Genomic DNA, 13,970 nt, shown 5'->3' on the forward strand with positions numbered 1-13,970 from the left:
ATTACTCTGAAAATATTTATAAACTAAATCAATATGAAAAAAATAGATGCTTTCATTATTTACTCTGATGCCAATCAGGCACAACAAACTGTAAATGAACTAAAGAAATCAGATACAATTAACAATATTTTATTACTTATACCTGAAAATATCAATGAGACAATTGAAGGATGTAAAAGTATAGAAATAGATACATTACTGAGTAGTAATACAATTAAAAAGATTGCACTAAACACTGAATCTGATTATACGGCACTATACATGAAATCAACTGCTTTAAAATTGGGCTATTTTGCCTTAGAAAGAATGATACAGATTGCAGAAGATAGTAGTGCCGGAATGGTATATTCTGATTATTTTGCAATAGTTGCTGGAGAGAAAAAAAGCTATCCAGTTATAGATTATCAGGAAGGTAGTTTAAGGGATGATTTCAACTTTGGTTCATTTATCTTATTTAATAGCACTGTTTTTAAGAGAGCTGCAGAAAGAATAAAAAGTGAAGATTATAAATTTGCGGGATTATATGACTTACGTCTTAAGGTGTCACAAATAGCTGATCTGGTTCATATTAATGAATTCCTCTATACAGAATTTGAAGAAGACAACAGAGAATCGGGAAAGAAGATATTTGATTATGTAGATCCAAAAAACAGACAGGTACAAATTGAAATGGAAAAAGCATGTACTCAACATTTAAAGGATGTGGGGGCTTATCTTGAACCAATATTCAATCCTATAGAATTTAATATGGATGAATTTGAATATGAAGCTTCTGTAATAATTCCAGTACGAAACAGAATTAAAACTATAAAAGATGCTATTGCATCGGTTTTAAGACAGAAAACTGTTTTCAAATTCAATCTTATAGTAGTAGATAATCATTCTACCGATGGTACTACCGAGGCTATAGAAGAATTTAATAATGACTCTCGTTTAATACATCTAATTCCGAACCGTAATGATCTTGGAATTGGTGGTTGCTGGAACCTGGGAATACATCATCCTCAATGTGGAAAGTTTACAATCCAGCTTGACAGCGATGATATTTATAGCGGAGAAGACACTTTGCAAAAGATTGTCAATGCATTTTATGAACAAAATTGTGCAATGGTAGTAGGTACATATCAAATGACCAACTTTGATCTGGAAATGATCCCCCCAGGAATAATCGATCATAGAGAATGGACTCCTGAAAATGGACGCAACAATGCATTGAGAATAAATGGCTTAGGCGCACCAAGAGCTTTCTACACACCAATTCTACGTGAAATTAAGTTGCCAAATACGAGTTATGGTGAAGATTATGCTGTAGGATTAAGAATATCACGAAATTACCAAATTGGGAGAATATATGATATATTGTACCTGTGCAGACGATGGGAAGATAACTCTGATGCATCACTTGATATTGTCAAAATGAATGGTCATAACCTTTATAAAGATAGAATAAGAACATGGGAACTTCAGGCGAGAAAGAAAATAAAACGAGAGAACCTCTGATACATGTAGGTATTCTACAAAATCAGAATAGAATCAACTTCTCATTACTTTCAACTTATAAACTTCAAGGAAAAAAGTTTTTGAAAGGAGATTATTTTGTAGAGATCGATAATGGTCAGATTAGTTTCAACGGAGAGAGATATGATCAGTTAACTTTTGAAGCAGATCAATTGCATAAGGACAGCTTTGAAATTAAAGATGTAATTATCGGTGTACAGTTTCATTGGGAGAGAAAAGAGAATCAACAGTTTTTAGGTGGATTAAAGTTTATTACTACCGGAGTGGGTGAAAATAAATCTATTACTGTGATAAATATCGTCTCTCTTGAAGATTATCTAAAGAGTGTTATCTCTTCTGAAATGAGTTCTACCAGCTCGGAAGAATTACTAAAAGCTCACTCTATTATATCACGAAGCTGGTTGCTTGCACAGATCATTAAAAACAAATCAATAAACAAAGAAAAAAAAGTTTATCAGACTTCAATTGAAACACCAACTGAAATTATAAGATGGTATGATCGGGAAGATCATGAAGATTTTGATGTTTGTGCAGATGATCATTGTCAGCGCTATCAGGGAATTACAAGACAAACAACAGAACTGGTTGACAGAGTTGTAAATGAGACTTGGGGAAAGGTTATTTCCTATAAGGGTTCTATTTGTGATGCACGTTATTCAAAATGTTGCGGAGGCATAATGGAAACATTTGAGAATGTTTGGGAACCAATTGTTCATCCATATCTTCAGGGAAAACCGGATAATTATAGTGGTATTCCATTACCTGACCTTTGTATTGAAGAAGAAGCCGAAGAGTGGATCAGAAGTTCACCAGATGCATTTTGCAACACTCAAAACACTAATGTGCTTAAGCAGGTTTTGAATGATTATGACCAGGAGACTGCTGATTTTTACAGATGGACAAAAACGTATAGTCAGGAAGAACTTTCAGCATTAATTTATGAACGTACCGGGATTGATTTTGGAGAGATAGTTGACTTACAACCTTTGGAAAGAGGTACATCCGGACGAATCATTAAACTTAAAATAATAGGGACTGAAAAGGTTTTAGTTATTGGTAAAGAACTCGAAATCAGAAGAGCTTTATCCAAATCTCATCTTTACAGTTCTGCTTTTGTTGTTGATGCCTCAGAAGAAAATGATGAAGGTATACCTCAAATGTTTGTATTAACAGGTGCCGGATGGGGACATGGAGTCGGACTTTGTCAGATCGGTGCCGCAATGATGGCTGATAAAGGTTATAAATACAAAGAGATCCTACTTCACTATTTTCCCGGGTCTAATATCAAAACAGAATACTAATAAAACATTTGACTAAAAGTCTTTGCTTTACAAACAACTAATAAAAGAAATGAAAAACAAACTAAGTAGAAAAGCAACATTTCGTAATCCATGGACATGGGTGCCTACTCTTTATTTTGCAGAAGGTTTACCTTATGTAGCAGTTATGACAATTTCAGTAATCATGTATAAACGATTGGAACTATCGAATACAGAGATTGCACTTTATACAAGCTGGCTTTATTTACCTTGGGTCATTAAGCCATTTTGGAGTCCATTTGTAGATATACTTAAAACTAAACGATGGTGGATAGTTTCCATGCAATTGCTTATTGGTGCAGGTTTGGCTGGAATTGCATTCACCCTCCCTACCCCATTTTGGCTTCAGGCTTCACTCGCTTTCTTCTGGCTTATGGCATTTAGTTCAGCCACTCACGACATAGCTGCTGATGGTTTTTATATGCTATCTCTAGATGATTCTCAACAATCATTTTTTGTTGGTATAAGAAGTACTTTTTATCGACTTGCCTCTATAACGGGACAAGGATTTTTAATAATACTTGCAGGTTTCTTCGAGAGGAAAGTAGACATACCAACTGCATGGAGCTTAACCTTTTTCATTATGGGTGGATTATTTATTGCATTTTTCGTTTACCATCGCTTTGTTCTCCCATATCCAGTCTCAGATTCAGGTAAAGCAGCAAACACTCCAAAAGAAGTAATGCGTGAATTTGGCAATACATTCAGATCTTTTTTTACAAAGAAGGGTATTGGACTGGCTCTTGTTTTTATACTATTATACCGTCTTGCAGAAGCAATGCTGGTAAAACTTGCATATCCTTTTCTACTTGATCCCAGAGAAGTTGGAGGTCTCGGTTTAGCTACACAAGATGCAGGTATAGCATATGGAACTGTTGGAGTTATTGCGTTAACTATCGGAGGAATAATTGGTGGAATATTAGCATCACGTCAAGGTTTGAAATATTGGTTATGGCCAATGGCATTAGCTATTACACTTCCAAACGCCGCCTATCTCTTATTGTCTGTTTATCAACCAGAAAATTTTCTTTGGGTAAACCTTGCAGTATTCATTGAACAGTTTGGTTATGGTTTTGGATTTACTGCTTATATGTTATACATGATTTATTTTTCACAAGGTGATCACAAAACTGCACACTACTCAATTTGCACAGGTTTTATGGCACTTGGAATGATGTTGCCGGGTATGGCCGCAGGTTGGATACAGGAACAACTTGGATATATTAACTTCTTTATATTTATATTGATTGCTATAATACCAACTCTAATAATTATTCCATTTATGAAAATAGATAAGGATTTTGGTAGAGCTAAGAAAAAAAATAAAAAAACCGAAACAGACAATAGTGGGGATAATCAGTAATCTGATTATTAAAAACAAACAATTTATTAATATAGTATGAAAATAAATAATATTATATTGCTAGTTACAGTTATTGGATTTATATTTTGCACATCATCTTTTGCTCAAGATATAAAGATTAAGACAGGAATTGAGGTTCTTAAAAATGATAACTTTAAACAACTACGAGGAAAACGAGTGGGATTAATTACAAACCCTACAGGAGTTGATGACAACTTAAGATCAACTATAGATATTCTACACGAGGCTAATGGTGTGGAATTGGTTGCGCTTTATGGACCTGAACATGGGGTACGAGGTGATGTTCATGCAGGAGACAAAGTATCCGATTTTAACGATCCGAATACTGGAGTACCTGTCTATTCTCTGTATGGTTCTACAAGAAAACCAACTTCTGAAATGCTTGAGGGGATTGACGTATTAGTCTATGATATACAGGATATTGGTTGTCGCTCGTACACATACATTTCTACTATGTACCTGGCAATGCAGGCTGCTTCAGAAAATAATATCGAGTTTATGGTACTTGACCGTCCAAACCCCTTAGGTGGACAAAAAATTGAAGGTAACCTTGTTGAGGATGGCTTCATTTCATTTGTAAGTCAGCTTAAGATACCATATATATATGGACTTACATGCGGTGAGTTAGCCGAGATGATTAACGGTGAAGGTATGTTAGAAAATCCCTGTAAATTGTCTGTAATTAAGATGAAAAAATGGAAAAGAAAAATGAAATTTGAAGATACCGGCTTGCCTTGGGTCCCAACCTCACCTCATATACCATTCTATCACTCTGCCTACTATTATCCTGTTACAGGAATATTGGGTGAACTAGGTTATGTATCAATAGGTGTTGGTTATACCCTACCTTTTGAAATTGTTGCCGCCGAATGGATAAATGCAGAGGAATTTGCCGCTGCCCTTAATTCTAAAAGTCTATCTGGAGTTAATTTTCGTCCAATTCATTTAAAGCCCTACTATTCTGTTGGCCAAGGTGAGAATTTTCAGGGAGTCCAAATATATATTACCGATTTCTCCAAAGTTCGCCTCTCAGATATTCAGTTTCACATCATGGAAGTGGCAGCTAAACTATTTCCCGATAAGAAAGTTTTTGATCATGCTTCAGAAAATCGGTACAATATGTTTGACAAAGTATGCGGAAGCGATAAAATCAGAATTGAATTTTCAAAGAACCATTCCTATAAAGATATAAGCAGACATTGGACTAAAGATGAAGATTACTTTAGAAAGCTTTCAAAAAAATATTATCTTTATAAATAATAAGCACAATTTTATCAAATTACATTTAGCCGTATAAATGAATAAAATTACATTTCCACATCAAAGTGGCAGACTATTATCACTGGATATACTTAGAGGAATTACAATAGCCGGTATGATTATGGTAAATAATCCCGGATCGTGGAATTATATTTACACACCACTTGGTCATGCTCATTGGCACGGTCTTACTCCAACCGATCTTGTATTTCCGTTTTTTATGTTTATTATGGGTGTATCTACATACATGTCCCTAAGAAAATTCGATTTCGAACCATCAGGCGCTGCAATATGGAAAGTAGTACGTCGCACGATATTAATTTTTTTAATTGGACTTGCATTGGGATGGTTTGGACAACTTTGCAGGGGACTTGCATCAAGTGAATCATTTATTGAGGCTGCCGGTCATTTTGATACAATTAGAATTCTTGGAGTTTTACAGCGGCTTGCTCTTGCATATGGATTTGCATCACTGATAGCGCTTCTTTTTAAAGAAAGGCATATCATATTGACCATTTCTATACTATTGATTGGGTATTATTTTTTGCTGTTGGTTGGTAACGGATATGAGATGTCGGAACAGAATATAATTTCTGTTGTTGACAGAGCAATATTAGGAGAAAACCATATGATAAGTGATTGGACAGAAGAGGGTGTTAAAATAGCATTTGAGCCAGAAGGATTATTAAGTACAATTCCATCAATAGCCCATGTCCTTATTGGTTTTCTTTTTGGAGGTTTAATCATAAAACATAAAGATAATCATACAAGAGTAGAAAAGCTATTGATCTGGGGAACTGTTTTGGCTTTTTCCGGGCTGCTTTTTAGCTATAATTGTCCTATAAATAAAAAAATCTGGAGCCCTACTTTTGTTCTTACAACAACTGGTTTTGCAGCTCAATTGCTCGGTTTATTAATATGGATTATTGATATCAACCAAAATAAAAAATGGAGTCGATTTTTCCATGCTTTTGGAGTTAACCCTCTGATAGTTTATGTCTTTGCCGGGGTTATGGCAAATCTTTTATTAAATATTAAAGTTAGCTGGCAAGGCGAAATTATACCAATTAAGAATTATATATACAGCACTCTAATTCAACCATGGGCAGGTAATTATTTTGGATCGTTATTATACGCTCTCTTATTTGTATCAGCTTGTTGGTTGTTTGGCTATATTTTATATAAGAGAAATATATACATAAAGATTTAATTATAAAACAGCGTTTTGAAAAGATTAATTGCAGATAGTGGCGCAACTAAGACTGATTGGTGCCTCATAAAAGGAAATGAAATATTAAAACATTATTCAGGAAAAGGAATAAGTCCGGTATTTCAAACAGAAGACCAAATATCAAATGAAATTCATAATAATGTCTTTCCTGAGTTCAAAGAGTGGAATATTAGTAAAATTCATTTTTATGGTTCTGGATGCATAGCTGAAAATATTCCTATTGTAAAGAGTGCAATTTTTAAGATATTCCCTATTGAGACTATCGAAGTTTATAGTGATCTGATTGCAGCCGCACATAGTTTATGTGGCCATAAACCTGGAATTGCATGTATATTAGGTACTGGAAGTAATTCCTGTGAGTGGGATGGTAATAGAATAATAAATCAGATCTCACCTCTAGGATTTATTTTAGGAGATGAAGGCAGTGGTGCCTATATAGGTAAAAAATTGATCGGAGATGCTTTAAAAAATCAATTGACACCAGGATTAAAAGAGTTGTTACTAGACGAATATGAACTAACTCCCTCAATCATTATCGACAAAGTTTACCGCCAACCCTTTCCAAGTCGTTTTTTGGCAAGCCTATCACCATTTATTAGTAAACATCTGGATGATGAGTCTATCAGGCAGATTGTAATTAATAGCTTTAATGACTTTTTCAAAAGAAATATCATGCAGTATAATTTTAGTGAAAAGAGTGTTAACTTTGTGGGTTCCATTGCCTGGTATTATTCGGATATATTAAAAGAAACTGCACAATTAAATGGAATTATTACAGGAAAGATATTGAAATCCCCTATGATCGGTTTAATTGAGTATTATTCAAAAACACTTTAATTGAAATTATATGTCATTTGATAAGCTAACAGAACAACCATCTCTTTACGACAATCTTGAAAATAAAACAGTTGAAGAGATACTTCATGAAATTAATTTAGAGGATCAGAAAGTAGCTTTAGCTGTTCAAAAAACAATACCGCAAATAGAGAAGCTGGTTACTGGTATCATTGAAAGAATGAAAAAAGGTGGACGTCTTTTCTATATAGGTGCAGGTACTAGCGGTAGACTTGGAGTATTGGATGCATCAGAAATTCCTCCAACCTATGGGATGCCAAACACCTATGTGATTGGATTGATTGCAGGAGGCGATATAGCTCTGCGAAATCCTGTTGAAGCTGCAGAAGATGATTTTGAAAAAGGATGGGAGGAATTAAAAGAGTTTAAGATTAATCAAAATGATGTTTTGGTTGGAATTGCAGCATCGGGTACAACACCCTATGTTATTGGAGCTTTACGCAACGCTCGTGCAAATGGAATTCTTACTGCAGCGATATGTTGTAATCCCGGATCACCTGTCGCAACAGAAGCAGATATAAAGATAGAACCAATTGTGGGACCTGAATACGTAACTGGAAGCACAAGGATGAAATCAGGTACAGCACAAAAATTGGTTTTGAACATGATTTCAAGTACAACAATGATTAAACTTGGCAGAGTAAAAGGCAACAGAATGGTTAATATGCAGCTCACAAACCAGAAGTTAGTTGACAGAGGTACACGTATGTTAGTTGAAGAACTAGGTCTACCCTATGAACAGGCTAAAAATTTATTGATATTACATGGTTCAGTTAGTAACGCATTGAAAAACTTCAGACAATAATTTTTATAATGGCAGTTATTATTCAGACTAATCATCCGGATATTTTATTGGATAAGATTTACGAAGCAATCGAAAATAAAAAGGCCGAAAAGTGGGAGTGTACAGAGGATGGAAGATTAACTTATGGTGCATTAATATGGAAAAATGAAGCTTTTTTTAAACCCCAAATCTGGGTAGATGATAAGGAGTTACGTTTTGGATTGTTAAAACGAAAAGACAGAAAACATATCTCCTCAAAACTATATGCTACATTTCATACAAAGCTAATAGAGATGCTCTTACTCAGATTCGATAAAGATTTTAAATCTGTAACTGCTACTGCTAATAGAACAGATCCAGATTGTTTTTAATATTCTTATGAACTTTTGACATGAATAAAAAGATATTTATATTTTTCATACTTGTAAGTTACACAGTTTTATCTGTTGCACAGGAGACTAGTTATAAAACAGTTTTAGACATTCCGTATTACGATGAAATTACCAGACAACAAAATAATTCAATAAATGAGAGATGTAACTTAGATATATATTATCCCACAAACGTAAAAAGATTTGCCACTATTGTTTGGTTTCATGGAGGTGGACTTACAGCCGGAAATAAAGAAATACCTGAAGCACTTAAAAACAAAGATCTTTGTGTAATTGGTGTAAATTACAGACTTTCACCGCAGGCTAAAGCACCTGATTATATTGAAGATGCAGCCGCGGCTGTAGCATGGGTATTCAAAAATATAGAAGAATTTGGAGGAGACAGATCAAAAGTTTTTGTTTCAGGACATTCAGCAGGAGGATATTTGACAATGATGATTGGATTAAATAAAGAATACTTAGCAAAATATAAAATAGATGCCGACAGTATAGCCGGACTTATCCCTTTAAGTGGACAAACTATAACCCATTTTAATATCAGGGAAGGATATGGCATGAAAGATACACAGCCATTTGTAGATGAGTTTGCCCCACTTTATCATGTAAGGAATAGTGCACCTCCGTTATTACTGATTACCGGGGACCGTGAATTGGAGATGCTTGGAAGATATGAAGAGAATGCATATTTGGCACGAATGATGAAGATTGTAGGACATAAAGATACAAGACTTATTGAAATTCAAGGATATGGACATGACATGACGTTTCCTGCTTTCCCTTTATTAATAAGGGAAGTTGATCAAGTTTTGCAATTGAAAAAATAAACTATTATATTATCCTGAAAAAAGAATGTATATAGAAAGAATAACACAAATTGATGAAAGTATTGTTGATGCTTTTAAGAAATTAATGCCCCAACTAACAGGAAGAGATGAGTACCCATCATATGATGAACTTAATAAAGTTATTGAATCAGACAATGTTCATCTATGTCTTGCATATGATGAAAATAAAAGAGTGATTGGAACAGTAACAGTGGTATTTGTTACTATTCCTACAGGTGAAAAAGCATGGATTGAGGATGTAATTGTTGATAAAGATGAAAGAGGAAAAGGTCTTGGTACTGCTTTAATATGGCACGCATTACAAATTGCCCGCGATAAAGGAGTAACCAAGATTGACCTGACTTCACATCCCAGTCGTATAGCCGCAAATAAACTATATCAAAAATTAGGATTTGAGAAAAGAGAATCTAATGTTTACAGATTCAATCCTGATAAGTAGTAATCTGAATGAGTAAATTTATGGGAGTTTATAAACAACGTTGTTTATATTCATACCTGCACCAACGGAAGCTAATACAATAATATCACCACTCTCAAGTTGATGATCGTCCATTGTATCTCGAATAATCATATCCAGTAGTGTAGGAACTGTTGCTACAGAGGAATTCCCAAGCCATGAGATTGTCATTGGCATAATATACTCAGGAACTTCATTAATATTATATAGCTCAAACAAACGCTTCAAGATTGCATCGTCCATTTTTCCGTTTGCCTGATGAATCAAAACTTTACTTATATCAGTGATATTTAAGTTTAATTTATCAAGGCCTGCCTTAATTGCATTTGGTACGTTTGACAATGCATATTGATATAGTCTGCGACCATTCATTTTTAGAAAATGCACTTTTTTCTTTGCAAGTCCTGGTTCATATGAATATCCCATATAAAGCATTTTTGCATAATCCAATGCATCACTACGTGAATTATGGCCAAGAATACCTATCGGGGTCTCGCTCTCTCTTGCTTCCATAATAGCTGCTCCTGCTCCATCTGCATAAATCATACTATCACGATCGTGAGGATCTGAAATACGTGAGAGTACATCGGCCCCAACAACTAGTATTTTTTTAGCATCTCCTGATTTGATATAGTAGTCTGCCTGAATAACTGCCTGAACCCAGCCTGGACATCCAAACAACACATCGTATGCAATTGCGGAAGGGTTTCTAATGCCTAGTTTCTGCTTTAATCTTGCAGCCATCGTTGGTAAAACATCTATTTGAATATCATCAACTCTGGTTTCTCCGAAATTGTGTGCAAAAATTATATAGTCTAGTTCTTCTTTATCTATACCTGCAGATTCAATAGCTTTATTAGATGCAATAAGTGCAAGATCTGAAGTGACTTGATCATCTTCTGCATATCGCCTTTCTGCAATAGTCGTAATTTCTTCAAATTTACGGGTAATTTCTTCATTAGGAGTATCTAACTTCTTCCCAGTTGAATCATAAAATTCATTTGAGTGAAAGAAATCATTCTTAATTTGTTTAGTTGGAACATAACTCCCTGTTCCCGTAAATACACTATATATTTTCTTCATTATGCACCGTTATCTATAAATGTTAAACATTTGATTAACCTATATTAAAACAATTAAATAGCAAAGATATAAAATTATTCATTCAAAATTCTTTTTAAATTTTGAAATTAAATTTTATCAGAATCAACTAATAATTAATTAATCATTCGAAAGATCTTCAAACAACTCAAGTTCAAAATAGACCGCTGCAGAAGTTATATGATCAAAAATATCGGATACAATAGCTTCATATTCAACCCATGCAGTAGTTGCAGTAAAAAAGTATAACTCAAGTGGCATTCCTTTCTCATTAGGCTGAAGTTGTCTTACTATAAGTAATAATTCCTTGTGGACCTTTGGATGACTCTTCAAATAATTATAAATATATTGCCTGTAAAGGCCAATGTTAGTTAGATTACGTCCATTGATTAGCAATGATTTGTCAACACTGTTTTCTTTGTTGTATTTGTCTATCTCTTTTACTTTGGTTTTAACATATTCTGAGATAAGTTCGATTTTGTAGAGATGTTCTAGTTCATCAGGTCTGATAAAACGTATTGTACTTTGTTTGATATGCACTGAACGCTTAAGTCTCCTACCTCCTGTCTCTTGCATCCCTCGCCAATTTTGAAAGGAATCTGATACCAATGCATATGGAGGTAAGGTGGTTATTGTTTTATCAAAATTCCTAACTTTAACTGTTGTTAGCGTTATTTGAATGACATCACCATCAGCACCATATTTTGGCATCGTTATCCAATCACCAATTCTAACCATATCATTAGCACTTACTTGCAGACTGGCAACAAAACCCAAAATGGAATCTTTAAAAATTAACATTAATATTGCTGATCCGGCACCCAGGCCTGCGATAACTGTAGTTGTATCTTGTCCTGTGAGAATTGAGAACAGTATAATAAATCCTATAATGTAAAAGACAATCTTGATAACCTGGACATAACTATCAAGTGGTTTATCTCTCAGACTTGGTTTTAATCGTATTGTATCAGAGGCAGCATTAATTACTGACATGATAAGCCAGATGATATAGAATATCAAATAGACATCTGCAGCCTTATTCATAAAATTCATTAGCTTGGGAAATTGGTCGAACACTATAGGAATAGATCCTTTAACTATACTGAATGGTAGGACCATTGCCAAATAATGCGGAAATCGTCTTTTTTCAAGATGAGTAAGAATTGGAATCTTAGTGATTTTTGCAGATCTGTTTAAAATCAGTCGTAATATATATCGGGTTATGTTTTGAACAATAAATACCACAATAATCAAAGCAGTTGCTAATAATAACATATTAAGGTACTTAACCCCTATCTCCGAAATGCCGATATCGTTTAATAAATTTATAGACCAATTACTTATTGCGCTTGTTGATCGTGATATTTGCTCTATTTTTTCCTCTTTCATAGTTTGTTATCAATTTTATATACTCAATCTTAGATGTGCAGAATAATTACTATTTATGACAGGATTATATCTTTTTGCTCAGTACAAATATAGTAATTACACTTTAACTAAAAAAAGCACTACTTAAAACACCCTTTGATTCTATTTTCAACAATAGACATTATAATAATGATTTTTTATGTAAGTTTGTACTAAGGAATATCAAATTTAAAATACACAAAATATGGGAAAAGTACTTATTATTGGTGCCGGAGGTGTTGGTACAGTGGTAGCCAATAAGGTTGCACAGAACAGCAATGTTTTTACAGATATCATGTTAGCAAGCCGCACAAAAAGTAAATGTGATGATATTGCAGAAAGTGTAAAAGAAAGAACCGGTATAACAATTAAAACTGCCAGAGTTGATGCGGATAATGTTCCTGAATTAGTTGCACTAATGAATGAGTTTAAACCCGAAATTGTTATAAATGTTGCTCTTCCTTATCAGGACCTAACAATAATGGATGCCTGTTTGGAAGCGGGTGTAAACTACTTGGACACCGCAAATTACGAACCAAAGGATGAGGCAAAGTTTGAGTATAAGTGGCAATGGGCATACAAAGATAAATTTGAGAAAGCAGGATTAACAGCAATTCTTGGTTGTGGATTCGATCCAGGAGTTACTAGTGTATTTACTGCATACGCTGCGAAACATCATTTTGATGAGATTCATTACCTCGACATTGTAGATTGTAATGCCGGTGATCATGGAAAAGCATTTGCTACGAACTTCAATCCGGAGATAAATATTCGTGAAGTAACTCAGAAAGGGAAATACTGGGAAAATGGAGAGTGGATTGAAACAGAGCCACATGAAATACATAAACCTCTCACCTACCCTGAAATAGGACCAAAAGAATCATACGTAATATATCACGAAGAGCTGGAGTCACTAGTGAAAAACTTTCCAACCCTTAAACGTGCTCGTTTCTGGATGACTTTTGGTCAGGAGTATCTTACCCATCTTCGTGTAATTCAGAATATAGGTATGGCTCGTATTGATGAAGTTGAATATAATGGTCAAAAGATAGTTCCTATTCAATTTCTTAAGGCGGTGTTACCTGATCCGGGTGAACTGGGAGAAAACTATACCGGTCAAACATCGATTGGCTGCCGTATAAAAGGAGTAAAAGATGGTAAAGAAAGAACCTATTATATATATAATAACTGCAGTCACGAAGAAGCTTATAAAGAAACAGGTGCTCAGGGTGTAAGCTATACTACTGGGGTTCCGGCTACAATAGGAGCTATGATGTTTATGCAGGGAATTTGGAAAAAACCGGGAGTTTTTAATGTTGAAGAGTTTAATCCGGATCCGTTTATGGAACAATTAAAAATTCAGGGACTTCCCTGGCTTGAGTTGTTTGACATTGACCTGGAGGTTTAAACAGGTTTT

Annotated in this window: 13 protein-coding genes; 11 read left to right on the forward strand and 2 right to left on the reverse strand. The window is 34.5% G+C overall.

Annotation, left to right across the window (positions count from 1 at the left end):
• Positions 1–33 precede the first annotated feature (33 nt).
• Genes PHO43_RS02825 through PHO43_RS02870 form a run of 10 tightly spaced genes read left to right on the forward strand, consistent with a single transcriptional unit; the run spans position 34 to position 10,027 of the window.
• A complete protein-coding gene (locus tag PHO43_RS02825; protein ID WP_288011227.1) occupies positions 34–1,500 on the forward strand; it encodes a glycosyltransferase family 2 protein in 1,467 nt (488 codons plus the stop codon).
• Positions 1,455–2,819, forward strand: a complete 1,365-nt coding sequence (locus PHO43_RS02830; RefSeq protein ID WP_288011230.1) for a SpoIID/LytB domain-containing protein — start codon at positions 1,455–1,457, stop codon at positions 2,817–2,819. Before PHO43_RS02825 ends, PHO43_RS02830 begins: the two co-directional genes overlap by 46 nt.
• Before the next feature lie 49 nt (positions 2,820–2,868).
• Positions 2,869–4,200, forward strand: coding sequence for an MFS transporter (locus tag PHO43_RS02835; protein ID WP_053826226.1), 1,332 nt, complete (start codon positions 2,869–2,871; stop codon positions 4,198–4,200).
• 36 nt (positions 4,201–4,236) lie between these two features.
• Positions 4,237–5,481 carry an exo-beta-N-acetylmuramidase NamZ family protein gene (locus PHO43_RS02840; protein ID WP_045089724.1) on the forward strand — a complete coding sequence of 415 codons (1,245 nt, stop codon included), beginning with the start codon at positions 4,237–4,239 and terminating at the stop codon, positions 5,479–5,481.
• 37 nt (positions 5,482–5,518) lie between these two features.
• The gene (locus PHO43_RS02845; RefSeq protein WP_045089725.1) at positions 5,519–6,691 is read left to right on the forward strand and encodes an acyltransferase family protein; all 1,173 of its coding nucleotides are present in this window, start codon (positions 5,519–5,521) and stop codon (positions 6,689–6,691) included.
• Between the two features lie 15 nt (positions 6,692–6,706).
• Positions 6,707–7,549, forward strand: coding sequence for an ATPase (locus PHO43_RS02850; RefSeq protein ID WP_288008829.1), 843 nt, complete (start codon positions 6,707–6,709; stop codon positions 7,547–7,549).
• A gap of 10 nt (positions 7,550–7,559) precedes the next feature.
• Positions 7,560–8,372 (forward strand): N-acetylmuramic acid 6-phosphate etherase, encoded by an 813-nt coding sequence (gene murQ, locus PHO43_RS02855; RefSeq protein ID WP_045089727.1) that lies wholly within the window; start codon positions 7,560–7,562, stop codon positions 8,370–8,372.
• A gap of 8 nt (positions 8,373–8,380) precedes the next feature.
• Positions 8,381–8,722: a hypothetical protein gene (locus PHO43_RS02860; protein ID WP_045089728.1), complete on the forward strand. Its 342-nt coding sequence runs from the start codon at positions 8,381–8,383 to the stop codon at positions 8,720–8,722.
• A 20-nt stretch (positions 8,723–8,742) separates the two neighbouring features.
• Positions 8,743–9,567: an alpha/beta hydrolase gene (locus tag PHO43_RS02865; protein ID WP_288008831.1), complete on the forward strand. Its 825-nt coding sequence runs from the start codon at positions 8,743–8,745 to the stop codon at positions 9,565–9,567.
• A 25-nt stretch (positions 9,568–9,592) separates the two neighbouring features.
• Complete coding sequence (locus PHO43_RS02870; RefSeq protein ID WP_045089730.1) at positions 9,593–10,027, forward strand: GNAT family N-acetyltransferase; 435 nt, start codon at positions 9,593–9,595, stop codon at positions 10,025–10,027.
• Positions 10,028–10,045: 18 nt separating this feature from the next.
• Here PHO43_RS02870 and PHO43_RS02875 read toward each other — a convergent pair whose 3' ends face one another.
• Both PHO43_RS02875 and PHO43_RS02880 read right to left on the reverse strand, forming a co-directional pair.
• A complete protein-coding gene (locus tag PHO43_RS02875; protein WP_053826223.1) occupies positions 10,046–11,128 on the reverse strand; it encodes a 3-oxoacyl-ACP synthase III family protein in 1,083 nt (360 codons plus the stop codon).
• Positions 11,129–11,266: 138 nt separating this feature from the next.
• Entirely contained in the window at positions 11,267–12,421 is a 1,155-nt protein-coding gene (locus PHO43_RS02880) for a mechanosensitive ion channel family protein (RefSeq protein ID WP_231623062.1), read from the reverse strand.
• Positions 12,422–12,758: 337 nt separating this feature from the next.
• Here PHO43_RS02880 and PHO43_RS02885 point away from each other — a divergent pair, with 337 nt between their 5' ends.
• On the forward strand, positions 12,759–13,961 hold the full coding sequence (locus PHO43_RS02885) for a saccharopine dehydrogenase family protein (RefSeq protein ID WP_045089733.1): 1,203 nt from the start codon (positions 12,759–12,761) through the stop codon (positions 13,959–13,961).
• The last annotated feature ends 9 nt before the right edge of the window (positions 13,962–13,970 follow it).

The organism is Lascolabacillus sp. (genome assembly GCF_028696275.1).
Taxonomy (GTDB): Bacteria; Bacteroidota; Bacteroidia; order Bacteroidales; family Dysgonomonadaceae; genus Proteiniphilum; species Proteiniphilum massiliensis.

Coding starts and splice junctions, on each gene's coding strand:
- murQ (WP_045089727.1), top strand. CDS start 7,560: ATGTCATTTGATAAGCTAACAGAACAACCATCTCTTTACGACAATCTT.
- PHO43_RS02830 (WP_288011230.1), top strand. CDS start 1,455: ATGGGAACTTCAGGCGAGAAAGAAAATAAAACGAGAGAACCTCTGATA.
- PHO43_RS02840 (WP_045089724.1), top strand. CDS start 4,237: ATGAAAATAAATAATATTATATTGCTAGTTACAGTTATTGGATTTATA.
- PHO43_RS02835 (WP_053826226.1), top strand. CDS start 2,869: ATGAAAAACAAACTAAGTAGAAAAGCAACATTTCGTAATCCATGGACA.
- PHO43_RS02875 (WP_053826223.1), bottom strand. CDS start 11,128: ATGAAGAAAATATATAGTGTATTTACGGGAACAGGGAGTTATGTTCCA.
- PHO43_RS02885 (WP_045089733.1), top strand. CDS start 12,759: ATGGGAAAAGTACTTATTATTGGTGCCGGAGGTGTTGGTACAGTGGTA.
- PHO43_RS02880 (WP_231623062.1), bottom strand. CDS start 12,421: ATGTTATTATTAGCAACTGCTTTGATTATTGTGGTATTTATTGTTCAA.
- PHO43_RS02865 (WP_288008831.1), top strand. CDS start 8,743: ATGAATAAAAAGATATTTATATTTTTCATACTTGTAAGTTACACAGTT.
- PHO43_RS02825 (WP_288011227.1), top strand. CDS start 34: ATGAAAAAAATAGATGCTTTCATTATTTACTCTGATGCCAATCAGGCA.
- PHO43_RS02860 (WP_045089728.1), top strand. CDS start 8,381: ATGGCAGTTATTATTCAGACTAATCATCCGGATATTTTATTGGATAAG.
- PHO43_RS02845 (WP_045089725.1), top strand. CDS start 5,519: ATGAATAAAATTACATTTCCACATCAAAGTGGCAGACTATTATCACTG.
- PHO43_RS02870 (WP_045089730.1), top strand. CDS start 9,593: ATGTATATAGAAAGAATAACACAAATTGATGAAAGTATTGTTGATGCT.